The organism is Halobacillus seohaensis (assembly GCF_042663045.1).
GTDB classification, from domain to species: domain Bacteria; phylum Bacillota; class Bacilli; order Bacillales; family Halobacillaceae; genus Halobacillus_A; species Halobacillus_A seohaensis.
In genome coordinates, this window is the sequence record NZ_JBHSZV010000013.1 from 206,441 (window position 1) to 230,548 (window position 24,108).

Consider the following 24,108-nt stretch of genomic DNA (forward strand, 5'->3'; position numbering starts at 1 on the left):
TCTATCTATCAAATATCAAAATCTAATAAGTTTTCTGCGATTTCAGCGAATGATTCTTCTGATTCTTCAAAGTAGTTCTCCCATAGATCCTTACTCCAAAATTCAATACGATTGGACACACCAATAACCACGCATTCCTTATCTAGTTTGGCGTGATTTCTTAACGGTGGAGGGATATTAACTCTTCCCTGCTTGTCCACCTCACATTCAACGGCGCCGGAGAAGAAAAACCTAGTAAAAGCCCTAGCATCTTTCTTCGTTAGTGGAAGCTTCTTAAGTTTCTCCTCTAGTAACTTCCACTCGTTCATAGGGTAGGCGAATAAACATTGATCTAAACCTCTAGTTAGCACAAAGCCATCATGAAGTTCATCACGAAACTTTGAAGGCACAATTATACGCCCCTTCGTATCAATGTTATGTTGAAATTCGCCCATGAACATAGAGTTCTCCCCACCTTCTTTTTTCAAGACTACCACATCACTCCACATTTCACCACTCATTTTTAAATATTCTTGATAAACAAAAAAAACCCTGCTTATTAAAGCAGAGTTTTTAAGGTTTTTTGCTTATTTAACAAAGTGGGGGACTGTGGAGGATTACTTAAATCCTTACTATATAATGGGAATGATAAAACGATAAATTCTGAGTGTTCATTCTCTCAAACACGTCATGACCGTACAAATTCAGCCATGGGATTACACTCCACATCCGTTCTTGTAATCCACCAGCTGGACGTATTAATAAATTAAGCGAATCAAAATCTTCCAACTCATGTGTATATTTATCCTCTACTGATTGGACCATTCTTTTTTCAAGAAACTCTATGGATTGTTGAATATACTTCAAGTTCTTTTGAGCCAAAGCTTCCATATCAGGACCAAGCTCTGCTGCTTTTTTCTTCAAAGGGTCATGAATGCCTTCCATTTCTTGTTTCACTTGATCTGCCAACCGCCCAATCGGTGGATTTTCCGTTGAGGCCAGCCAGTTCAGCTTGTGATTCACAGTGCCGTACTGTACCGCCTCCTCTATACTTATTTTAAATTGTTCAAGTAGTTGTTCTGACTTTTTATCAATCATTGTAAAAGACAACCTTGGAACAACGGGAGGCATCGTTAAACCAACAGCATGGAAAGCAGGTTTTAAAGCAGACCAATAACTAATTTCACCAGGCCCTCCTATAAAAGCAAGGACTGGGAGCAAATACTCTTGCATAAGTGGACGACTCACTACGTTGTTACTTAATAGCCAAGGTTGTTCAGATGCGACGTTTAACAATTCTTCTTTACTAAACGTCACTTCACCCTTTTTCCCAACAAAGTTACCACCTTGATCCCTTGCCAATAAAATTCGTTCCCCATTCTTATGAAAAAACAAATGAGCATCGTTGTCTTCACTATCTAAAGAAACCGGATATCTTTGCTGTTTATTCTCTTGCACTGAAGAAAACACACCATCTGCTATCTTTCCATTATTATGGATTAAATCAAGAAAATAGGAAGATTCTAGCTCGCGAATGGTACGATCATGAGCATCTAGTAAAATTAAACCCTCATTTGGGAATAGGGTATATATGACTTTAGCAAAAAAGTCAGTATAGCTATGGGATGTTTGGATAACTCCTAACATCCTGCGATACAACTCAGAGGTGTATTCCGTTTCTTTAGTTTCCTGAAACACTTTAGACAACCAGTTCTGTACAGCCTCTTGGTTAAAAGGCAAGTCCGAAACTGAAGATTTTTCATTAACATCTGTGTGTACTTGAATCTTCTTCATCCGACCTTGATCTTTCATATGAAGATGATTAATTTCAGCAAAATCATGATCTTCTCCAGCAATCCAAAATATCGGCACCACAGGTTCTTCTAATTCTGATTCTTTTTGTTTAGCTAGTTGTAAGACAGAAATTACCTTATGAACCGTGTAAAGAGGACCTGTTAGAAGTCCAGCTTGCTGTCCTGCTACTACAGCAGTCGTTTTACTATCTTTTAATTTATTAATATTTTGAAAAGTTGGTTCTGAAGCGTCCCACCGATCATTCATGGTGGTGAGTACATCAACTAGCCCTTGTCTATTATAATCTTGAGACTGGAGATCTCTTACTCTTTCTCTCCAAGTATTTTCATCAAAAGGATTAAAGTCGAACTTATCCCGAACCTTTGAAAAGTTATACTTATAGTCAGCAACTAGTGTATTGGTATCCGGTAATTTTATTGGATCGATTCGCATTTATGAACTTCTCCTTCTATACATAGGTTGGTATGTACCATTATGTATTGTACAAAAAACTTCCATGAAGTTCACCTAATCTGTTTGTTAAAGAAATAAACGATCGACAAACCCATAGGCAGTCAGCCCCATATATATAATAGTAAACAGTAAAAAACTCAGCCTTAGAAAGCTTTTAAACGCTTTAAAGATACGTACTTCTTCAGAAATCTTATATTGAATAATAATAGCTACGCTCATTAAAAATAGAAGGAAAACAATAATCCAAGCAAAGAAATTCTGATCAAATAAGACAACCAATAATGTATGTACAGCAACTACTAATATAGGCACCATCAATTGCGCTGTCTGATGGATAGCTTTCTTTTTATTTCGAAACCATTTACGTGTGAAGAAATACAATACAAAGATAAAGACCAGAGGAGCTGAAATAATTAAAGCTAAAATATAAATGAATACATCACTCATGAAGCCCCTCCTTTTTGGTTTATTAATTCTAAAGCGTGGACAGATTCAAGAACAAACTGATGGAAGGGAGCGTCATCCTCTTTCAATGTTCGCAAAACAAAACCACAAATAGCATCGATCTCTGTTTTACGACCTTCATTTAAATCTTTCAGCATCGAAGACATATTCTCCCCTGTATTTTCTGCTATGTAACACACTCTAGCCCACTGGTCTCGAAAGGAAAGTTGCAATGCCCGGCACGCTTCTTCACATAACAATTCAGCCAATTTATTAATATGGTCATTCTCAACAATCTCTTTATTCTTCACTTGAAAAATTGCCGTTAAAGGATTAATGACGGTATTAACAATTAGTTTTTCAGTGAGCATCTCCCAGTAGCTTTCCCTTTTTTTAAACGGAAATTCTTTCTCTGAAAATCCTTCGACCCAAGAATCTATATTAACCCCGCCATGATGTACAGCGAGCTGAATCGAGCCATAACCCGTATGTATAACTTGATAATCAGATACTTTAAGGGCTCCATGTTCAACTACACCTAAGACACATGGATTAGGAACTGATTGAATAGCTGAAAGATGGGTCATTCCGTTTTGCAGAAATAACAGAGCAGGCGCTGAAGGTAAATTTGAAACTACCTCTTGTATGTGGTGCTGCTTCACAGCTATTATAATAAGTTCTTGTTCATTTAAATTCTCTCTGTTTGTATAAACAGAGACCCGTTGATGTAAATCCCTACACGTTACACCATGTTCACTGATGAGTTTCTTTTGATTCTCACTTCTAACATAAAGAGACACCTGGTGTTTACTTGCCATGTGGACAGCAACAAGTAACCCTATTGCCCCTCCTCCGATAATTCCTATTTTCATGGTTCGCTCCTCCATTCTGCCTACTTTCACCTATTGTAGCAGACTTTCTCATAGTCTGGGGAGGGCTTTTTTAACAATTATTCGTTTATTTGATTCTGAAAATTTTTATATTATAATGAATCTATAGAAAGATATTGAAAGGGGAATTTGTAATGATGACGAAGATTAAAGTTCAACCACTTTTAGTTAACTATAAAACGTTAGAGGAATTCACTCGGTTTAAAGAATATGGTAACCAGGAATTAGCTATGCTTGAGGATCTGCGGAGCAATATCGTTGAAAATGATAGTGAATCACCGTTTTATGGCGTTTATTTTGGAAACGCTTTAATAGGTAGAATGAGTCTTTACCGCGTTTCTAAAAAATACGATAACTATTTCACACCTCCCCAAGACTACTTAGAATTATGGAAACTCGAAATTCTTCCCGATTATCGCGGAAAAGGTTATGGCAAAGCGTTAGTCAATTTTGCTAAAAGTTTCAAATCACCTATTAAAACCAACCCAAGAATTAGATCACACAGTTTTTGGGAAAAGATGAATTTTCATAAAGCTAAGTATGATGTCGAACGTGACTTAGGTGAGAATCCGTTAATTTGGTTACCTTCTGGTGTCGAGGAAAGAGAGTTGTAAAATAAACACAAGCCCACTACAATTTACTTAAGTAGTTCCGTTTCGGTGGAGAATCATACGAATTAGCAGACCAAATCGCATATGATTTGGTCTCTTATTTTCTCCTTATAATTCAATGGTTATCGGTTGATAACATATAAAGTAGCAGACGGAATCACAACCCAAATAACATAATGACAACATCCATTGTCAACGGGCTAATTACCACGTTAATTGTGGTGCGGCAAGCCTCCTCGGTCGTTGGCACTCCCTGTGGGTTCTCGCCTAGCTCCTTCTCCCGCGGGAGTCTCGTCGTTTCAAAGCCACCCCATTCGACATGGAAATGAACGCCCACCCGACATAGGAGAATGCGTCTTACCTATGCTATAGAATAAAGTCTCACCTAACACGATGCTCATGCATGAGGCGTTCTGCTCACATTAAGTAGCTTATCCGATGCTTCCGTTCTCCTCATGAAAGCAAGAAGGTCCGGGAAATTGCGAGACTCCTGTGGGATGAACATGATCGGTGAGATCCCGCAAGGCGTAGCCTGAGGAAGCTCACCTCATGCCCACGGAAAGCGAGTGATTTCCCGGACCTTCTAACGCCATCCTTGGTAACGGAAACCACCGGAATGTCTCGAAGTTGAGTCTTCCACAATCTAGGGCTTTAGTTGAACAACAGAATATAAAAATAGAACGCTTGGAAATTAAAATTCAAGCGTTTTTGTTTGCTATTTATACTGTTATTTATGGTGCTTATTAGATTGTTATTTCATCTGTTTTTTTACATTTTTCCCACGGTATCGGAACTACTTACATTTTACTGTAGGGCCTTTTTAATCAAGATGAGCTTTGATACCGATTCTCCACCCAATTTGTTAGCTTATTTATTTCTGACCAAGCCTCTTCCCATTGCTTAATTTGACTTTTAAGTTGTATGTTTTCTTCACTTAACTGATAAAGCTTAGTTTGTAGCTCTTGCTGGTCGATATGGGAATGCTGTTTCATTTCCTTTAAAAAAAGAATGGCGTCATCTAGCGATATGGATGAGTTCTTTTCTAAGTTAGTTGTTGCTAGTGTGCTTCGATGGGTTGTTCTTTCTTGTTTAGCCTCTCGTATATCCTTTTGGTAATTTTTCCTTACCGTAGCATTCCACCTAAACCCACAAGCTGCCGGCGTGCGATTTAATTGTCTAGCCACTTCTTGAAAAGCCTCAAGTTGAGTATGCCCTTCTCTAATGTGCTGCAGAACCTTATCAGCTAATAGTTCATCTTCTTCCCTCTTCCAAGCATCTTGTCTTGGAGCATCCATTCTACCCCTCCTCTATGGTTTGCTTATAGTTATGCAAATGAAGAGGTTGGTAGACTATACTTTAGGACTTTTTCTTCGGCTCATGAATTTATCTACTGCTTCTATATGCTCTTTCGACTCCCACAAATTCGCACAATTTCTAACTTCTTCATCCATTTCTGCTGATAATTGATCAATAGATAGTTTTTGAAGATATTGTTCCTTAAACGTACGAAGCTGTTCATATGATTTTTTCAGGAATGGATCAATCATTGGATTATTCTTCAATTCTTCAAGGCTAACGATTTTATGTAACCAACCGATCTGATAAGCTTCAATAGTCGTATACATTTTAGAATCTATTAGCCAATGAGCTGCCAACTCAGGTCTAATTCTCTTATACAAAAGCTCACCACCACCCCACCCAGGAGTAATGCCAAGATCTCCTTGCACAAAACCGAACTCAACGTCTTTCAAGCCATAACGAAAATCACAAGCTGTAGCAAGTTCGCAACCCCCGCCTCTCGCTGGTCCATTTAAATAAGCGAATGTCGGCATAGGAAAAGTAGCTATTTCATATAAAACCTCTTTCATCGGGTGCAAAATTTGATAAGCTTCACTTTCACTCATATCAGCGTGATGCTCTCGCAAGTCCCCTCCAGCACAAAAGGCTTGATCGCCTGAACCCGTGATAAGGAGGCACTTCATATTTGAGTTTAACTTAAATTCGCTAAGTATTTGTTTAAGCTCGTCAGTCATTTTCTTTGTAACCGCATTCATTTTTTCACTTCGATTTAGTGTAATAATAGCAAGTCCTTGATCTGTAATCGTTGCTTTAATTTGCTCCATTTGGAAATCCATTCCTTTCAAAATAGATGTAAAAAAAGAGCCTGAAACGAGTTCAGGCTCTTTTTGACCATTCATGCTACTGTGCAACTACTTGCTTTCCATTATACTGTCCACAAGATTTGCAAACATGGTGTGGTTTTGAGTACTCACCACAATTCTTGCATTCTACCATACCAGGTACATGTAGTTTTTTATGAGTACGACGTTGGTTTTTAACCTTTTTAGATGTCTTACGCTTTGGTACTGCCATGTTGTACACCTCCTTCTTTATATTACGAGAGGAAAAACAGAATCATTTCCTTAATCGTTGTTTTCTTCTTCTTCATTCAATAATGACTGCAGTTTAGCCATACGAGGATCCATTTTAGTTTCCTCCGGTTCTTCTGTAATCACTTGCCATCCCTTACCTTCAGTAAGAGCCTGGTCATGCGCCTTTTCATCATCTGAAAACACTCGAGTTGGAATCTCTAGTAGTACATTTTCCTTGATATAGGGCGTTAAGTCAAGAATTTCTCCACGAATCGGATGAATCTCACTGTCATCTTCTTCCGCATAATAAGGTGACACATTAAATTGTTCGTGACCTTCAATATGAAAAGGATAAGGCACATCCACTAATGTTCTTGCACAAGGTAGAATCATTTCACCTTTTGCAGTAAAATTAACTGTAATATCATCTCCACGTCTATAAGCTTGACCTTGCAAATGAACAGGAGAAATACTACGGATGTCATTTTTCATATCCTCTAATTCGTGAATATCTACATCTTCTTCAAATTCAAACGGCTCATCACCGGATTGATTCAGTTTTTGTAGAGGAAATTTCATTTTTATTCACCTCATGGCAACAAGAGTTATTGTAAAAGGATTTTCAAGTTTTGTCAATATTTTTTCTTTACACAGCCTTTAAACAATTTAATTCTCTACATAATAATTTTATTAAAAATCAAAAGGAATCTCAACTAAAGACGAAATCCAGTAAAACATCATGCTAAAATAATGAATACAGCTTTACTATCTTAACGAATTTTCTCTTATGAATCAAGGAGGTAATTAAATGAATTCTTGTGGTATTATCGTTGAATACAATCCATTTCATAACGGCCACCAATATCACATCATGAAATCAAAAGAAGAATCTCAAGCAGACTGTGTGATTGCAGTGATGAGCGGGCAGTTTCTTCAGAGGGGCGAACCTGCTATTATTGATAAATGGCATCGCTCTAGGGCAGCCCTGCAATCAGGTGTTGATCTAGTAGTTGAACTTCCTTACCTATTTGCTGTTCAGCATAGCGACTATTTCAGCAAAGGTGCCGTACTAACACTTGATGCACTAGGTGTTAACTCCATATGTTTCGGAAGTGAAAATGGTTCAATATCTCCTTTCCTAGAGTCATATGATCATTTAAGTCAAAACGCTACTCTTTATGAAAAGTCTCTCCGTGAATCATTAAACGAGGGAAACTCTTACCCGGAGGCGGCACGAACAGCTAATGAGGCCATCGGTATCTCTACATCCAATTTCGATTTTTCAGCTCCTAATAATATATTAGGCTACAGTTACGTTAAACAAATTTTCAATTACGCTCCATCTATTGAGCCCTTGACGGTAGAACGAAAAGAAAGTCAATACCATGATTCCACAATTTCAGGACAAATGGCAAGTGCGACTAGTATTCGAAAAGAGATTCTAAATAATAATCAAATCACTGAACAAGCAGCTTCTACCCTTCCTGATGCAACGATTGAAGAACTGATTTCTTATTATAACCAAACACATCTGTGGCATGAATGGGATAAATACTTTGATCTGTTACATTATAAACTATCCACAATATCATTAGCAGACTTAAAAGAAATTCATGGAGTTGATGAAGGGTTAGAATATCGATTAAAACAGGCGATTAAATCATCAACTTCTTTTATGGACTTCATGGAACGAATAAAGACAAAACGATACACATGGACAAGACTTCAACGCACTTGCACCCATATACTAGTCGGATTAACAAAGACCGAAGCCACTAAACACCTGAATACTAACAGCGCACCCTATGTTCGAATACTTGGAATGAACCACATTGGTCAAAGATACTTAAGTGAGTATAAGAAAAAAATGACCGTTCCTTTAATCACTCAACCTCAACAGCTAACACATTCATTACTTGATATAGAGGAAAAGTCTACTGCTGCTTACTATAGCCCTCTTTCAGCTAAGCAAAGGGTTCATCAATATCATAATGAATTTGGCCCCCCTCTACGGATATTACAATGATAAAAAAGAATTCCCTTATATTATGCATAAGGGAATTCTTTTTTATGTTGTTTTTATGATTCCATTTCTTCTAGATAATTTAACGCATCTTGAAAGGTATCAACAGGAACAATTTCCATGTCTGTATCGATATCTTCCGCAGTTTCCTTAGCTATTTGATAATTTGACCCTTCAGCATCATCTTCATTTGGAGCAAAAAAGACGTCACAACCATCACGTTCAGCAGCGACAACCTTTTTGTCAATTCCGCCTATTCTTCCTACTTCTCCCTCGTAGTTAACCTCTCCCGTTCCAGAAATTTCTTTTCCCTTCGTTATATCTTCTTCCGTTAACTGATCATACATTTCCAGCGAGAACATTAATCCGGCACTAGGACCACCAATTTCTCCGCTTTTCACAGTAACTTTTGGATCAACTTCTACTGACCGGTCTGTCGCTAAAGAAATGCCAACCCCCACTTTTTCAGGATTATCAGGGAAAGCTGCAACTTCTATATTTTTCGATAATGTTTCCTCACCCCTCTTAATGGAGAGTGTCACTTGTTCACCTGCTTTCAATCCTTCTACATACTCTACAAGGGTATTGGATTCCTCTATTTCTTGATCATTTATACTAAGTATTTGATCCCCTGATTGTAATTGTTCTTCTGCGGGCATCCCTTTTAAGGTATTTACAACAAATACCCCTTCATACGTAATTTTTATATCACGACCTGCCGATTCATAAGCAACGACTTTAGCCGCTTCTTGCGAGGATTCCATTAATTGTAATTGAGCATGGAAATATTCATCTTCAGATATTCCTTCTGGACGTACTTGTTCTAAAGGCACGATTTCATGATAGGGACGTATTTGACCCATTATCCACTGAAGGGGCGTCGCTTGTCCTCCCCTAACTGTAACTAGATGCATATCTCCCTCGCTCTCAAAACCATCATCTATTTCAATGAATGGTTGTAATGCATCAGCCGTGCCTGGTTTATAAATATAAAAGGGTAAGCGGTAAGCCCCGATAAATGCTACGATTAGTACAACTATAATCCCTGGTATTATAATTCTTTTATTGGATCTCATGTTTGTGTTGGCCCCTTCCAGTCTTTAATCATGCTTAGGATACTCTCGATATCCTTACTTGCTGCGTCTTCCCCTGATTTAACAATCTCGTGAATATCTGTAAATGCTCTTGTACTAAACTTTGCCACATTGGGGCGGATCATAAAGTCTGCGTATGAAGAGACCCCTATAACGGATGCCAACTCATCTTGCATAATATCTATACTTTGAATAATAACATCATAAATAGAGCGTATGGACGGTTCAGCTTCTGTATGCGAACAATCCACTGCAATGATAATATCAGCTCCCATATCCTTTAGTACAGAAACTGGAACTCGATCAATAACTCCTCCGTCTATATATAACCGTCCTGCTATTTTTTGAGGCACGAAAATACCTGGAATAGCTATGCTGGCACAAACAGCATCACTCGCTGGTCCGTCATTAAACACCTTTTTACAACGACCAGCCAAATCTGTGGCTACAATAGACATCGGAATCTGGAAATCTTCAATGTTTTTCCCAAACGTAAATAAACGGATATACTCTTTAATTCTACGCCCCTGAATAAATCCCATTTTCGGAACAGTAAAGTCAAGGTAGTATTTCCGTTTAAAAGTAAAAGCAAGTTTATATAAATTTTCAATTTCCTGGCCGGCTGCATAAAAAGAACCGACTAATGCTCCCATACTACTTCCGGCGATCATATGAATGGGGATGTGATGTTCTCGTAAAACTTTAAGCACACCTAAATGGGCGAACCCACGAGCGCCACCAGATCCAAGCGCCACCCCAATCTTAGGCTGTTTCACACTGCATCTCTCCTTGGTATCCCTAAGGTACTTCTCCTACATGATCGAGACGTAGGTCCTTTACTCATTGAAGTTTCACTTTATTTTATGGAATAAGCGTGTCACTTATGAGCGTACATATAAATACACGGGAGAAACTTATTCCCATTTTACTATGGATGATTTTAGAAGTACAGAAATGCAGAAAGCCAAGGGGGGATTCTCATGTCACAATTTAAAACACTATTATTAACCTTAGCTATTTTATACCTGACAATATCGCTCATCCAAAAACCTGATATTGCATTAATGGCCAGTACTAAGGGGCTTAATTTGTGGTGGACGATCGTCTTTCCTTCCTTACTACCTTTTTTTATCATTGCTGAATTATTGTTCGGATTAGGGGTAGTTCACGGAATTGGAGTATTATCCGAACGTATTATGAAACCGTTGTTTAACGTCCCAGGCTCAGGAGGATTTGTTTGGGTTATGGGGATGGCAAGTGGCTATCCTGCAGGGGCTAAGTGGACACGTGAGCTTCGCAATAGCGGACAAGTCACTAGAATAGAAGCAGAACGTCTTGTTGCCTTTACAAATGCATCGAGCCCTTTATTTATTCTAAGTGCTGTAGCTGTAGGTTTCTTCGGAGATCCTTCCTTAGGTTTACTTTTGGGGGCAGCCCATTATGGAGGATGTTTATTCGTTGGAATTTGCATGAGGTTTTACGGCAGCCATGACCAAGGATCTACTTACAGAGCCACAGGGTTCTCGCTATCGAAAGCTTTTCAATCGATACATAATGCCCGTTTAAAGGACGGACGACCTTTAGGTCAGCTTCTCGGTGATGCTGTTGTAAAATCAGTTCAGACTTTACTACTAGTCGGGGGATTCATTATATTATTTTCAGTACTTACAGGTTTACTCAAGGAAAGCAGTTTACTTGTATTATTATCTCACGTAATGTCCTTTCTAACGTTTCCCACAGATATGCATTTACCGATTCTAACAGGACTCTTGGAGCTTACAACAGGGATAGGAGAAGTAACAAACACTTCTACATCTCTAATTACACAATTAGCTATAGCCAGCTTCATGTTAGGTTTTCACGGCTTTTCGATTCAAGCACAAATAGCTAGTATTCTTGCAGATACAGACATTCGTTTTGCTCCCTACTTTTTCGCAAGAATCTTACACGGAATCGTAGCCGTTTTTATTATAACTATTTTATACCACAACAGCTCATTTGCAGGATCTAATACGATACATGTATCGAGTTTTTCTCAAGAATCTCATCAATCATATGTAGATTTCATGGCTTTCTTCGGACCAACTGTTACACTGCTAGCTTTAACTGCAGCCTTTCTATTAAGCCTTAAAAAAGTAAAGCAGCCTTGAAATAGACTGCTTTACCCTCTATACTTTTCCTTTAACGCTTCTTCTACAGGAGGTGGTACCAAATCTGAAATATTCGCCCGGTACTTGGCCACCTCTTTAACAATACTAGAACTCAAAAAGGAATACTGGTTGTTAGTCATCATAAAAAAAGTTTCGATTTTTGCATTTAACTTGCGATTCATAGAGGTTATTTGCATTTCATATTCAAAGTCACTTACAGCTCGTAACCCCCGAATTATTGCCTGAGCATTTTTTTCTTCTGCATATTCCATTAATAAATCATCACAAGAATCTATCGAGACATTATCCAAATGTTTAGTAACCTCTTCTAATAAAGATACCCGCTCATTAACATCGAACAAAGGAGCCTTACTTTGATTATTAAAAACGGCTACGGTCACTTGGTCAAAAACTTTCGCCCCGCGTTGTATAATATCTAAGTGACCATATGTTACCGGGTCAAAGCTTCCAGGGCAGATCGCTAATCTTGTCATTTAAAAACCTCCTTACTGAAAAATAGATACACCTATATTACTGCCGTACTTTTCAGATTTTACTAATTCTAAATGTTCAACTTGAGAAGGAATTTCTTCCGATGCATCATGTTCACATACCACTAGGCATCCTTCAGCAAGTAACTGATGGCTGACCAAATTTTCAAGCAAGTCCTTATATGAAAATTTGTTATATGGCGGATCAAGAAATATGTATTGGAACATTAGTCCACGCTTTCCTGCAGCTTTTATTGCACGCAAGGCATCTGTCCGAAAAACTTCAGCATTATCACTAATCTTCAACATTTCCAAATTTTCATGAATAACCTGAATGGCTTTAGGTTGTTGATCGACAAAGACGCAATAATCGATCCCGCGACTTAAAGCTTCAATACCAAGCCCCCCACTGCCAGCAAATAGATCCAATGCTGAACCACCATCAAAATAAGGTCCGATCATTTGGAACAATGATTCTTTCACCTTGTCCGTAGTGGGTCTTGTTTTATGATTGGGAACTGGTTTAAGTTGGCGTCCTTTATGTTCGCCAGCGATCACTCTCATTAAATGGCCCCTCCTTCTTAGATTCACAATTATCCTACCATAAATTCAGTCTTCCAGGAAACTTTTCAAAAATAGATAATTCACCGTATAAAAAAGCATACATAGGTCATACTGATAGAGGAAGCAGGATTTTGCTTCTGGAAACGGTGAAGACTTATTTCCCCATAAGTTCTTCTACCGGTTTCTCCTCTCCCTTTGCTTTTTGCTTTCATTTACAAGCAGAAAGAGGGGCTGTCCCATACTAGGACAGCCCTATTTTTTATTTAACTGAAGATTCGCTGCCTCTTTTTTAACTATGATTTACAAAAGTTCCTCTATAAACTTCCCTCTACACTTCTTTCCCTACTTTTATGATCGCCTGATTAGCTAAACCAAATACTCCTTCATTATATATAAGGGAAAAATAAGAGAGCAAATCATATGCGATTTGCTCTGCTAATTCGTATGCTATTTCGTAAGTTTCTCCACCGAAACGGAACTACTTACCTTTCAGATTAACTTCTTTTTTATAAGTCAATTAACTTTTATTTATATCGGCTGTTCCGTCATAGGTAGGAGGAGAAGGAACTAGCCAAGACCCCACAGGGAGTGACAACGACCGAGGAGACTTGCCAAGTCCCGCAGGAAAGCGAGTTGTTTCAAAACCATCCCTATCCCTTATGCGATAACGAACCCCCATGATCTCGGAATGGAGTCTTCCAGATAACTCTTTTGCACAATAAGTGATACCACCAGCCCCAAATTGAGCTGGGATGAAGATGATATGGTGCTAAACATAGTGTGTTATTTCATCTGTTATTTTAGATCTTCTCCACGGTATAGGAACTACTTATCTGAAAGATTCGTTTCTCTTTGATTTGAAACATTCCACTAATAAATCAAAACAATCGTTACTAAAAAGAACCAAAGTTATAACTTTCTGTAAAACAGATAGCCCCTTCAAAACCACTTAATTCTTTTTCTTCTATTTATTATCTAGCTATTATTCACAATGATTTAAATTAATGCTACAGTAACATGAGACCAAGACAGGAGGAAAAAAATGATTCAAAAGTTTATTGAGTTAGGCGAAGGATACACCGATATTTATGAGATAGTAGAACTTGGAAACCGTATGCCTGATAGAATAAATCACTCAATCGCATTTTATAGTGAAAAATCCGGACAATCTGTTGCATCTCTAGCTCTAATCATGAAACCAACCTCACAACAAAAATTCCAACCCATTTATATTTGTAGAGAAGGGATACCCAACCCTCACGAAAAACCAAACAAACGCTTCGATCTATTTAAAGAAATGTCAGAAAAAGCAGAAATAACAATTACCGAATTTACAGTTAAACCATCAAGCATATTCCCAGAAACAGAACTATACTACAACTACCTCATTGGAATCCTAAGAACCAACAAAATTCTAACACCGTTGAGTTAAGAAATGCGTATCAGGCCTAGCCCTGGTAGCTGGACAGAAATGCGAAAAGGGCTGTTTAGGCCTGATTCGCGTAAGTAAGATGCCGCAATCGGGGGACCTTCCCGATGGAGGTGGATTACTTACGTCGCGATGGCCTAGCCCTGGTAGCTGGACAGAAATGTGAAAAGGGCTGTTTAGGCCTGATTCGCATAAGTAAGATGCCGCAATCGGGGACCTTCCCGATGGAGGTGGATTACTTATGTCGCGATGGCCTAGCCCTGGTAGCTGGACAGAAGAAATGCGGAGATGGACCTCTACTAGCATCGTATGTGACATAGGCTAACGTCCGTGCGAAGATATGCCAAGGCCGACCTGCCCGTCTCGGGGCCATACGGTTAAGTAAAGTGTCGGATAATGCAGGATGAACATAAAAAGCCCCCGAATAGTAGTCATTTACTATCCGGGGGCAAATTCATTATTGTAGATCCTTTTACTAAATTCCCATTTTGTAATCGTATTGCTTCGCCTTATCAGGCTTAGCATTTTCATAATCCGTACGTATATTAGGTTTATGTGAAAAAAGGACCCTTGAGACGAAGGGTAAACGTTCTAGTTTATCCATTTTAAACTCAATTTCGTCTTGATCCACATAAATCAAAGCATACTTCTGTTTTTTGGAAGCATGAATTAAATGCCCATGCTTCTTAATCTGTCTAATGTTTTTCATATGTTGAAAATATACGATGAGACCTTGACGTTTTGTTCTCATAAAGTTCCCTACTTTTTTAGTATTTATCAAAAGTTTAACAAAAGTGAAGGAAAACAGCAATCATCCTTTTCGTTCGGACTTTTATAAAAAAGCACACCTTTCGCGAACTTTATATTCACAAAAGGTGTGTTTATTATCAGCCGCAGCCGCAACCGCCGCCACTACCACAACCACTACCAGTATCAAAAACCATACCGTTTCGCGGAACTTTTATCTGCTCACTAACACTAAAGGCGACACTCTGACTAATTTCATCCAGTAGTCTTTGAACTTCTCGCTCAGCTTTTTTAAACTGAACCACTTTCTCATGCATGTCCATTTCTCGCTTAACAGTTCGTACTTTCTTCATAATATTATTATAATCAGGGTGGTAGCGTCCAAATCGTTGAACATCTTCATACTGATCTTTTATATTGTTGAAGTTTCTAACTAACGCCTGAGCTTCTTCATCTATGTCTAATTCTTGCTTCATCTTGTAATAGTGAACCATAACATCTGATTCCTTAACCATTTCTCCGATGGCTTCTGAACGGTCTATAAGATCGACAATTTCCATAGTTGCTAACATGGTCTACGTTCACCTCCACCCTCATCATACCAAAAGGAAAGGCAGAATGAAATATGAATCCATCTGCCTTTCCTGAATTTAATAATATGGATATTCCATAGGGCGTCTTTTAGCACTATCACGATTTTCATGTTGAACTTTAGAAATGATTTCTTGAATTTGATCAATCGCCCCATTTAGATCTTCAATATGCTTAGAAACATCTTCCCAATTAATTTCTTGCAATAAATTACTGAATTGCTTCATCCATTCCTTTTTGGTAAGTCGTAAACCGTTTTCTTCTTCTTCCTGAGGAAGGTCAGTCCAAAATGGATCATCTTCTCCTAATATCATCCACTTTTCATAATAACTCTGTATTAGCTTGTGGTTTTCTCTTAACTGGCTTTTCACGTCAGGATGTTCATTTACGAACTTTTTAAACTTTTGAACACTTGGATGTAAATTGTGCTCACTCATTCCACTCACACCTCGCTACTAAAGTCTACACTACAGCCTATGCAGAGCTTTATCAGGTGTTCATGAATATGAAAAGACGACCTTTTAATAAAAAAAGGTCGTCTTTTTCTTAGTGAACTTCTGGGCGTTCTGAAATATCGTTTAAAGCTACACCAGCAGCGTGATCAGACTTTTCATCCAAAGAAAGATCCCCTAGTGAAACAATCCCTATTAATTTCCCGTTCTCTACTACTGGAAGACGACGGATTTGATGTTCAGCCATAATTTGACTAGCTTCTTCTAAACCGGATTCTGGTGTAACATGATATAGATGATCACTCATAACCTGATCAACAGAAGTTGTATCTGGATTATGATTTGCATAACCGCGCACTGTTAAATCACGGTCAGTAACCATACCCATCAACTGTCCGTTTTCATCGCAAATAGGAATCGCTCCCACATTATTTTCTCTCATTAAACTAGCGGCGTCATACAATGTGCTGTTAGATTGACATACAGATAAATCCGTTGTCATAATTTCTCTTACGTTTTTCATGAAAATTTCTCCTCCTTTATTTATTCAAATATCAATGGTTAGTGTTCCCGTTTCATTATATTTAAACCATGCACGGTGATTTTTTTTATAGTATAATAAAAAGAGACTGCAGGGAGATTTGCCTTATATGTCAATTAATTGCAACTTATCCTTGTTCATACTAAAATTAAGTTAGCTACATAAAATTTGCGAGGTGGAATAAATGAAACTTGAAGGTACTGGAATTGAAGATTTGGTTGTAGATTTAAAACCACTCACACAAGTCATGGAAAGTAATGGTTTTATTCTAGGTGGTTCATGGGATTACGAACGTGTAACTTACGACTATAAAATGGATGCTCCTGAAAAAAACATTACCTACTATATTCGAATCCAAGGTTATTCCATGGAAGGCGATGTTGACAGAGGAAATGCGGTAATTCAACTGGTTACTCCATTGCTCGGTAGACACTATTATCCTCATGGAATCGAATACGGGGAACAAGAAGGCTTTTCCTCAAGTTTAATTGAAAGAGCAACAAAAACTGTAGAGAAATTAAAAGAAACCGTAGCTCAGCATCAAAAATCATAAGTATAAAGACAACTTATGATAGGGAGTCGCACACCTTGGATGGTGAGCGACTTTTTTTAACCAACTGTCTTCATTAAACAATATGAAGGAGGAAATGAATCAAATTGTTCCGCTACCTTAATAAACGCCAGTGGATGATCATTTTATTAGTAGTCCTTTTCATCATTGCGGGATACTTTATTCTGCCCGTTTCCGTACCACTAATCATTGCTTTTATTACAGCGCTTTTTCTGAATCCTGCTGTAAAATGGATGCAATTTCGCTTTAGAATGAACCGTAAAATGTCTGTTTCAATCATATTTTTACTTTTCTTAGTTTTGATTGGCCTATTAGGTACATATGCTGTCACCCGAGCCGTTACTCAAATTGTAGAATTGGCTGACAATGCACCAGTATACATCAATCAAATTAATAATGTATTATTAGATTGGCAAAATAACATGAACAGCTTCACTCAAAATATGCCTAGTGAATTTGTAAATAAGGTTTATTTTGAATTACAGAATACAATAGATACAACTACTCAAACTTTAAGTCAAAAGCTACAATTAAGTAATATTGCCGCATTTGCTGCAAAAATTCCAGAGTATTTAGTTAGCTTTCTTGTTTATTTAATTGCACTGTTCTTATTTATGCTTGAATTACCACGCCTTAAAGACAAAATGCATCATAGTCTTACGGAATCATCTTCTGAAAAAGTAAAGTTCATGAATGCGCGTTTATCCTATGTAGTATTTGGGTTTCTAAAAGCGCAATTTTTAGTAAGCATAATCATTTTTTTCGTTTGCTTGATTGGGCTTTTCTGGATAACACCAGAAGTAGCTATCGTTATGTCATTGATCGTATGGATCGTTGATTTCATCCCTATCATCGGTTCTATCGTTGTATTAGGACCTTGGGCATTGTATATGCTTATAATTGGCGACTTGGCCATGGGAAGTCAATTAGCAGTACTAGCAATAATATTGTTAGCCATTCGTCGAACCGTTGAACCCAAAGTAATGGGTAGGCATATTGGCTTATCACCACTAGCGACTTTAGTAGCTATGTACATTGGACTACAACTAATTGGTCTTATGGGTTTCATTTTAGGTCCACTTCTTGTAATCGCATTTAATTCCGCCAAAGAAGCAGGAATTATTAAGTGGAATTTCAAATTATAAAAAAACTTTCTCCTGAAAAATTGGGAGAAAGTTTTTTTATGATTCATTTTTATATTTCGTTTTCTTTTTATAAAATTCGTGCTTCTCAATATTAAATGTAAACATGTCACGATCCGCTAATGTTTGATTAAACCCATTGTTAATAAGCACTTTTTGAGATGGTACATTTTGCTTTCCGCATTGGGCTTCTACACTCCGTACTAGCTCACTTTTAAACGCCCAATGGCATAAGGCCTCCACAGCTTCTGTAGCGTACCCACTATTTCTTACAGATGAAACAACGTGATATCCTATTTCTACTATGCCATATTCATCGGGTAACCCTTTAAATCCAATATCGCCAATTACATATTCCCCATCATGATCAATCATAATCCATGGTCCAAATCCTAAATTCTCTTGATCATTCTCCAACCATTCTACATAAAAAGGTAACGTAGCTTTCAACCCATCACTCGGCCAACTTCTATTCCACGGCAAGCGGTACTTATAGTAAAAAGCCAAGGGATTTTTCATAATCATTTGTGCCAAATCTATTGTGATTGGAATGAACTTGATTCGAGCAGATGAAAACTCCATCTTTTTACTCCTCTCTCTTATAAATTAACCTGTCATATAATTAGCTATTCCTTTATTAAGGGAAGTTTAAACTAATTCACAGAACAAAGGTCTTTAGACAGTCTAGAAGCGTTCTCCACTGGCGTCTGCTTCGAATTCAACGATTTTTTTCGATGGCTCGAGGAGACACACGTCGCTCTGGATCTTCTGTCGATCAAAAATTCTTAACAATCGTGTGTATGTTAACCCCCTGGATGTTTTGATTTCGGTAACTTTGGCCTGTTTAACGTTTCCACGCCTTGACGTTCATATTTTTATTCTCCAGCATCTGTATAATAAAAAATCCATTGATATGTAAAATAACACAACCAAATTCATTATAGAGGCTTATTTTATAAACCTTCTTAAATCAAAATCAGCAGTCCAATTTATTACTTAATTGAACTGCTGAAAAAAGATTGTTATTTATTATTTTGCACCCTTAAACCGAACCCGTTAGAAAAACAGCCAAATTTTTTTCTGACTGAATTAATAACCAAATATCGCTCTCATCATGCTAGTTGTCGTTCCACCATCATATAAAACGTATAATAATAAATAAACCATAACTCCAGTTATTGCAGTAAAAAACCAAATCACACTGGTAACTGGGCCAATTTTACGATGTTTAGGTATTTTACGTTTAAACGCCAAATTTAAAGTGATTATTCCAAACACACCACCTGTAGTCGCCAATACTATATGAAAAATTAAAAAGATCGTGTAATATATTTTTAAATCATCCGGACCACCAAAACTGGTATTACCTACAAAAATTGAACGACTTACATAGATAATAAAGAAAGTTAATGCACTAATTGATGCTGCAATCATCGTAAATTTATGTTTTTTAAGTTTTCTTTTTGCAATAAATCCCCAACCGATAGCTACAAGAATGGCACTTAAAACAATAAAGATCGTACTTAGGGTTGGTAACAAAGGCATAGCTTTTTCTCCTCTTTCTAAAACTTATATGTAGAAAAAAAAGAGTCAGTCAAACGAAAGAAAGACTCTTCTCTTTACATTATGAATCTGTTTGAACATTTGAAGGTAGTGGATCAACGATGTCTCTCTCTCTATTAAACCAAGTAAAGAAAATGCGAGCGATTAATACTCCAAAGATGATCTCCTGAGTAATCTTCATAATAATTCCACCTAGTTGCTGATCTTCTACTAAAGGCATTGGTGTAAAGTATTCTGGTCCGCTTAGTGAACTTGATATTCCCGATAACACATCTGAAGGAACACATAAGCTCATTGCCTGTAACCAGGCCCCTGACTGAGTATACGTTTCATATAATGGTGTTCCAGCAAAGATAATTAAACCACAAGCTGGAGTAATTAATACCCCATTAGCAAAAATAAAAGCAATTTTCACTATCGGACTCAAACGATCCATTTCTTTTATGGGGCTAAACACTGCCCACCACATGAAAAATGCAGTAAGTAATATGAACGTGGTAATGATTGTGTGAGCTACTTCATTCGATTTTGCATAGTCGAAAATTGTAGGCATATGGTAAATCGAAAATACCGCGTTAAATACAATCAGTGAAAGAAGTGGCTTGGTAACGAAATAAAGCACATGACGTAAAACAGGAACACTAAATACTTTTTTCCAAATCCATACCGGGATTCCCTTAATTACAAGGATGGGAAAAAGCAAATAATAGAGAGCCATTTGAGTCATATGAGCAGTAAACATAATATGAGATAACAAATCCACAGGTGAACCTTTTATTGTATATAAAAGAACCATCCCAAAATAAAACATTAATTGTTGAGCGAGGCTAGGACGGGATTCCCCTGCTTTTCGTTTAGGACCTGTTATATAAAAATAAATCGCTGATAATATGATAACGAACAAAAGATAATAAGGACTCCACAAGGCCCGGAACCCAAATATTTGAAGTTCTAACCACATAGGCATCTCACCTCAATAAAATATACTTTGGTACCTTTCTATTCTAACGAAAATTGATATAAAAGACGAGCCTTAAACCAGAGATTTTTCATTGTTCATAAATTAGACAAATCCATAACGATCTCACTAGCTAACGAGAGTGAGTTGGTTTCCCTGCCACCCCAAACACCATAAAGCAAACGGACTATCTATTTGTTCAACAATCGGTAGCTAGTTTAAGAAGTGCCCAAAATAAATATAAGAAAAATCTCAGTTCAGTGAACTGAGATTTTTTTGTTTAGCTGCAAAAACCATTACAAAATAAGATACATTCACTATACAATTGGAATGCAGAATTAGGCTCTTTGCAATAGGAAACAAAACCCGTTACCAGAAACCCGTCCTTTTACCACCATACGATCGATGTGAAAGTGATAATCGTTAAGATCGCAACACCTAAGCCGCCAAACATCATAACAGCAACCATATCGTGCCCTTTATTCTTCATATGCATGAAATAATAAAGTTGGAATAAAACTTGGACTACAGCTAGCAATAATAAGATTGGTCCCAAAAATACAGAGCCAATATCGAGTAAAACCATACCAAACGCGATAAATGTAAAGAGGATCATTAAAGCAAAACTAACGACTTGTTGCTTCATTTCCTCTTTATGTTGATGTCGTACAAACTCATCTTGATGCGAAGTTTCTGTTTGATCCATCATTTAGCCCACCTTTCCCATCAAATAAACGACAGTAAAGATAAATACCCACACAACATCTATAAAGTGCCAATACAAGCTAGCCACATAAAACTTAGGTGCATTGTAAAGATTTAAACCACGTTTTGAGTTACGAATCATTAGCGCAATGAACCAGCTTAATCCAAACAATACGTGTCCACCATGGAAACCAACTAAGGTATAAAAAGCAGAACCAAAAGCTGACGAGCCGAAAGTGAATTCGTACTCATGAATATAGTGCACAAATTCATATATTTCAAAACCTAAAAACGAAAAACCTAAAGCAACGGTTATACCTAACCATAGCTGCATCTTTTTAAAATCATGATTTTTCATATGATACATAGCATAAACACTTGTTAATGAACTAGTTAAAAGTAACATCGTCATTATAAAAACAAGTTCTAAACCGAATAAATGTTCAGGTGTATTTTCACCGACAGTCGATCGATTAAGTGCCAAATATGTTCCGAATAAGCTTGCAAATAATACCGTTTCGCCTCCCAAGAAAAACCAGAAGGCAGTAAACTTATTTTTCCCCTCGAGGGTGGCTTTTTCCGGATCATGCGGCATTTGTTTTGGATTTAAAACATCATCATGACTCATTATTGGCCATCCCCCTTTTCAAGGTCTTTTTCTAAATCTTCTTTGTGAATATGGTGACCCAAATCATCTTTAAGTGAACGAGTCAGCATTGAACCAAAGGTAATCCCCATACCGATAAACACAAGAATTAACCAAATTTTATTATCTACCTGATAAATAAAACCGAACCCAGCGATAAATAGTCCTAAAGACATTAGAAACGGTAATATAGAAGCGTTAGGCATGTGAATGTCACCCAAAGGTTCCGCTGGTGTCATACCTTTTTTGCCTTCACTCTTCTCAACCCAAAGTGGATCTAATCCACGAACAAGTGGAGTTTGAGTGAAATTATAGTGTGGTGGTGGAGATGGTATTGACCATTCTAATGTACGGCCATCCCAAGGATCGCCACCCACTTTGTCTGTTTTTACTGCTGTATAAATAACATTAATTAAGAATATAACTGTTCCAATAGCCATTAAGAAGGCCCCTACAGTACTAATAAGGTTTCCTGTCTCAAGACCTTGTCCTTCGAGAAATACCCAGTAACGACGAGGCATCCCCATTAAACCTAGGAAGTGTTGAATAAAGAATGTTAAGTGAAATCCGACAAAAAATGGCCAGAATGCCAATTTGCCAAGTTTTTCATCCAGAACTTTACCAAACATTTTTGGCCACCAATAGTGCAATGCTGCAAAAATACCAAATACAACACCACCAACAATGACATAGTGGAAGTGAGCGACAACAAAGTAAGTATCATGATACTGGTAGTCAGCTGCAGCTGCAGCAAGCATTACACCTGTCATTCCACCAATAGTAAAGGTAGGAATGAATGCAATAGACCAGAGCATCGAGGTTGTCATCTTAATATTTCCGCCCCACATGGTAAACATCCAGTTAAAGATCTTAATCCCTGTTGGAACAGCAATGGCCATCGTCGCAACAGCAAAAATGGAGTTAGCAATAGGTCCCATCCCCACGGTGAACATGTGGTGAGCCCAAACCATGAATCCTAGGAAACCAATAAGTACGGTTGCAAACACCATCGCGGAGTAACCGAACAAACGTTTTTTAGAGAACGTGGAGAAGATATCACTAAACGCACCGAATAGCGGTAAGATGAGAATGTAAACTTCTGGGTGTCCAAAGATCCAGAATAAGTGCTCCCAAATTATAGCATTACCTCCAGCTGCTGTATCAAAGAATACAGAACCGAACATACGGTCAAACATCATAAGAAATAGTCCAACTGTTAGCGCAGGAAATGCAAATAAAATTAGTGCACTTGTAACAAATACCGTCCAAGTGAACAAAGGCATACGCATATATGTCATACCAGGTGCACGCATATTTACAATCGTGACGAGGAAGTTAATTCCACCAATCAATGTTCCTGCACCCGATATTTGTAATCCCATAACGTAATAATCAACGCCATGACCAGGTGAGATTGTCGATAAAGGAGCATAGTTTGTCCAACCTGCATCAGGTGCTCCTCCAGCAAACCAAGAGACATTCAAAATTAAACCACCAAATAAAAATAACCAAAATCCAAGTGAGTTTAAAAATGGAAATGCTACGTCTCGTGCTCCGATTTGTAAAGGAACTACCGCATTCATTAAAGCAAATATAAGCGGCATGGCTGCTAAGAAAATCATTGTTGTTCCATGCATTGTTATCATTTCATTGTATAATCCAGCCGATATGAAATCATTGTCTGGTTTCATTAGCTGAATACGAATAAGCATCGCTTCAAGCCCGCCGATTAGGAAGAAGAAACCCCCTGCAACCAAATAAAGATGAGCGATCTTTTTGTGGTCAACAGTTGTTAAGTAATCCCAAATCATAGCGCCGAGCCCACGATTTTGTGAAAGTGCAGTACTCACGCTTTAACCTCCCTTTAAAACCTCTAC

At 37.8% G+C, this 24,108-nt stretch carries 28 protein-coding genes; 6 read left to right on the forward strand and 22 right to left on the reverse strand.

Annotation, left to right across the window (positions count from 1 at the left end):
* Positions 1-8: 8 nt before the first annotated feature.
* The 4 genes from mraZ to ACFQIC_RS05495 form a co-directional block, all read right to left on the reverse strand.
* Entirely contained in the window at positions 9-440 is a 432-nt protein-coding gene (mraZ, locus tag ACFQIC_RS05480) for a division/cell wall cluster transcriptional repressor MraZ (RefSeq protein WP_204708026.1), read from the reverse strand.
* Between the two features lie 160 nt (positions 441-600).
* Complete coding sequence (bshC, locus tag ACFQIC_RS05485; protein ID WP_204707910.1) at positions 601-2,226, reverse strand: bacillithiol biosynthesis cysteine-adding enzyme BshC; 1,626 nt, start codon at positions 2,224-2,226, stop codon at positions 601-603.
* 87 nt (positions 2,227-2,313) lie between these two features.
* Positions 2,314-2,694: a DUF3397 domain-containing protein gene (locus ACFQIC_RS05490; protein WP_204707911.1), complete on the reverse strand. Its 381-nt coding sequence runs from the start codon at positions 2,692-2,694 to the stop codon at positions 2,314-2,316.
* Complete coding sequence (locus ACFQIC_RS05495) at positions 2,691-3,563, reverse strand: ketopantoate reductase family protein (protein WP_204707912.1); 873 nt, start codon at positions 3,561-3,563, stop codon at positions 2,691-2,693. The genes ACFQIC_RS05490 and ACFQIC_RS05495 overlap by 4 nt, the downstream gene beginning before the upstream one ends.
* A gap of 152 nt (positions 3,564-3,715) precedes the next feature.
* Here ACFQIC_RS05495 and ACFQIC_RS05500 point away from each other — a divergent pair, with 152 nt between their 5' ends.
* Entirely contained in the window at positions 3,716-4,195 is a 480-nt protein-coding gene (locus tag ACFQIC_RS05500) for an N-acetyltransferase (protein ID WP_390216976.1), read from the forward strand.
* A gap of 821 nt (positions 4,196-5,016) precedes the next feature.
* On the opposite strand, the gene ACFQIC_RS05505 is transcribed toward ACFQIC_RS05500, so the two are convergent.
* From ACFQIC_RS05505 to ACFQIC_RS05520, 4 genes are read right to left on the reverse strand one after another with little or no spacing between them, the layout of a single operon-like run.
* A complete protein-coding gene (locus ACFQIC_RS05505; RefSeq protein WP_204707913.1) occupies positions 5,017-5,487 on the reverse strand; it encodes an RsfA family transcriptional regulator in 471 nt (156 codons plus the stop codon).
* 54 nt (positions 5,488-5,541) lie between these two features.
* On the reverse strand, positions 5,542-6,390 hold the full coding sequence (locus ACFQIC_RS05510) for an enoyl-CoA hydratase/isomerase family protein (RefSeq protein ID WP_390216977.1): 849 nt from the start codon (positions 6,388-6,390) through the stop codon (positions 5,542-5,544).
* Between the two features lies 1 nt (position 6,391).
* Complete coding sequence (gene rpmF / locus ACFQIC_RS05515) at positions 6,392-6,565, reverse strand: 50S ribosomal protein L32 (RefSeq protein ID WP_204707914.1); 174 nt, start codon at positions 6,563-6,565, stop codon at positions 6,392-6,394.
* 50 nt (positions 6,566-6,615) lie between these two features.
* Complete coding sequence (locus tag ACFQIC_RS05520; RefSeq protein WP_204707915.1) at positions 6,616-7,143, reverse strand: YceD family protein; 528 nt, start codon at positions 7,141-7,143, stop codon at positions 6,616-6,618.
* 229 nt (positions 7,144-7,372) lie between these two features.
* Here ACFQIC_RS05520 and ACFQIC_RS05525 point away from each other — a divergent pair, with 229 nt between their 5' ends.
* Positions 7,373-8,590, forward strand: coding sequence for a nucleotidyltransferase (locus ACFQIC_RS05525; RefSeq protein WP_204707916.1), 1,218 nt, complete (start codon positions 7,373-7,375; stop codon positions 8,588-8,590).
* 53 nt (positions 8,591-8,643) lie between these two features.
* Here the strand turns inward: ACFQIC_RS05525 and ACFQIC_RS05530 are convergent, their stop codons facing one another.
* Together ACFQIC_RS05530 and ACFQIC_RS05535 are read right to left on the reverse strand one after the other, a co-directional pair.
* A complete protein-coding gene (locus tag ACFQIC_RS05530; RefSeq protein ID WP_204707917.1) occupies positions 8,644-9,663 on the reverse strand; it encodes a SepM family pheromone-processing serine protease in 1,020 nt (339 codons plus the stop codon).
* Entirely contained in the window at positions 9,660-10,457 is a 798-nt protein-coding gene (locus ACFQIC_RS05535; RefSeq protein ID WP_204707918.1) for a patatin-like phospholipase family protein, read from the reverse strand. The genes ACFQIC_RS05530 and ACFQIC_RS05535 overlap by 4 nt, the downstream gene beginning before the upstream one ends.
* Positions 10,458-10,661: 204 nt before the next feature.
* Here ACFQIC_RS05535 and ylbJ point away from each other — a divergent pair, with 204 nt between their 5' ends.
* Complete coding sequence (gene ylbJ, locus ACFQIC_RS05540) at positions 10,662-11,831, forward strand: sporulation integral membrane protein YlbJ (RefSeq protein WP_204707919.1); 1,170 nt, start codon at positions 10,662-10,664, stop codon at positions 11,829-11,831.
* Between the two features lie 11 nt (positions 11,832-11,842).
* On the opposite strand, the gene coaD is transcribed toward ylbJ, so the two are convergent.
* Complete coding sequence (gene coaD / locus ACFQIC_RS05545; protein ID WP_204707920.1) at positions 11,843-12,325, reverse strand: pantetheine-phosphate adenylyltransferase; 483 nt, start codon at positions 12,323-12,325, stop codon at positions 11,843-11,845.
* 12 nt (positions 12,326-12,337) lie between these two features.
* Complete coding sequence (rsmD, locus tag ACFQIC_RS05550; protein WP_204707921.1) at positions 12,338-12,886, reverse strand: 16S rRNA (guanine(966)-N(2))-methyltransferase RsmD; 549 nt, start codon at positions 12,884-12,886, stop codon at positions 12,338-12,340.
* Positions 12,887-13,928: 1,042 nt separating this feature from the next.
* Between rsmD and ACFQIC_RS05555 the strand changes: the two genes are divergently transcribed.
* Positions 13,929-14,318, forward strand: coding sequence for a DUF7147 family protein (locus ACFQIC_RS05555; protein ID WP_204707922.1), 390 nt, complete (start codon positions 13,929-13,931; stop codon positions 14,316-14,318).
* Positions 14,319-14,790: 472 nt separating this feature from the next.
* On the opposite strand, the gene ACFQIC_RS05560 is transcribed toward ACFQIC_RS05555, so the two are convergent.
* The 4 genes from ACFQIC_RS05560 to ACFQIC_RS05575 form a co-directional block, all read right to left on the reverse strand.
* A complete protein-coding gene (locus ACFQIC_RS05560; RefSeq protein ID WP_204707923.1) occupies positions 14,791-15,066 on the reverse strand; it encodes a YlbG family protein in 276 nt (91 codons plus the stop codon).
* A 136-nt stretch (positions 15,067-15,202) separates the two neighbouring features.
* Positions 15,203-15,634: a YlbF/YmcA family competence regulator gene (locus ACFQIC_RS05565; protein ID WP_204707924.1), complete on the reverse strand. Its 432-nt coding sequence runs from the start codon at positions 15,632-15,634 to the stop codon at positions 15,203-15,205.
* A gap of 78 nt (positions 15,635-15,712) precedes the next feature.
* Positions 15,713-16,090 carry a spore coat protein YlbD gene (gene ylbD / locus ACFQIC_RS05570; RefSeq protein ID WP_204707925.1) on the reverse strand — a complete coding sequence of 126 codons (378 nt, stop codon included), beginning with the start codon at positions 16,088-16,090 and terminating at the stop codon, positions 15,713-15,715.
* Between the two features lie 109 nt (positions 16,091-16,199).
* The gene (locus ACFQIC_RS05575) at positions 16,200-16,628 is read right to left on the reverse strand and encodes a CBS domain-containing protein (protein WP_204707926.1); all 429 of its coding nucleotides are present in this window, start codon (positions 16,626-16,628) and stop codon (positions 16,200-16,202) included.
* A 202-nt stretch (positions 16,629-16,830) separates the two neighbouring features.
* Between ACFQIC_RS05575 and ACFQIC_RS05580 the strand changes: the two genes are divergently transcribed.
* Both ACFQIC_RS05580 and ytvI read left to right on the forward strand, forming a co-directional pair.
* On the forward strand, positions 16,831-17,199 hold the full coding sequence (locus ACFQIC_RS05580; RefSeq protein WP_204707927.1) for a YugN family protein: 369 nt from the start codon (positions 16,831-16,833) through the stop codon (positions 17,197-17,199).
* Between the two features lie 104 nt (positions 17,200-17,303).
* Positions 17,304-18,362, forward strand: a complete 1,059-nt coding sequence (gene ytvI / locus ACFQIC_RS05585) for a sporulation integral membrane protein YtvI (RefSeq protein WP_204707928.1) — start codon at positions 17,304-17,306, stop codon at positions 18,360-18,362.
* 36 nt (positions 18,363-18,398) lie between these two features.
* On the opposite strand, the gene ACFQIC_RS05590 is transcribed toward ytvI, so the two are convergent.
* The 6 genes from ACFQIC_RS05590 to ctaD form a co-directional block, all read right to left on the reverse strand.
* A complete protein-coding gene (locus ACFQIC_RS05590; protein ID WP_204707929.1) occupies positions 18,399-18,941 on the reverse strand; it encodes a GNAT family N-acetyltransferase in 543 nt (180 codons plus the stop codon).
* Positions 18,942-19,448: 507 nt separating this feature from the next.
* Positions 19,449-19,904 (reverse strand): DUF420 domain-containing protein, encoded by a 456-nt coding sequence (locus tag ACFQIC_RS05595; protein ID WP_204707930.1) that lies wholly within the window; start codon positions 19,902-19,904, stop codon positions 19,449-19,451.
* 79 nt (positions 19,905-19,983) lie between these two features.
* Complete coding sequence (gene ctaG, locus ACFQIC_RS05600; protein ID WP_204707931.1) at positions 19,984-20,883, reverse strand: cytochrome c oxidase assembly factor CtaG; 900 nt, start codon at positions 20,881-20,883, stop codon at positions 19,984-19,986.
* Between the two features lie 385 nt (positions 20,884-21,268).
* Positions 21,269-21,586: a cytochrome c oxidase subunit IVB gene (gene ctaF, locus ACFQIC_RS05605; RefSeq protein WP_390216978.1), complete on the reverse strand. Its 318-nt coding sequence runs from the start codon at positions 21,584-21,586 to the stop codon at positions 21,269-21,271.
* Between the two features lie 3 nt (positions 21,587-21,589).
* Positions 21,590-22,213 carry a cytochrome c oxidase subunit 3 gene (locus ACFQIC_RS05610; RefSeq protein ID WP_204707933.1) on the reverse strand — a complete coding sequence of 208 codons (624 nt, stop codon included), beginning with the start codon at positions 22,211-22,213 and terminating at the stop codon, positions 21,590-21,592.
* Positions 22,213-24,081 carry a cytochrome c oxidase subunit I gene (gene ctaD, locus ACFQIC_RS05615; RefSeq protein ID WP_204707934.1) on the reverse strand — a complete coding sequence of 623 codons (1,869 nt, stop codon included), beginning with the start codon at positions 24,079-24,081 and terminating at the stop codon, positions 22,213-22,215. The genes ACFQIC_RS05610 and ctaD overlap by 1 nt, the downstream gene beginning before the upstream one ends.
* Positions 24,082-24,108: the final 27 nt, after the last annotated feature.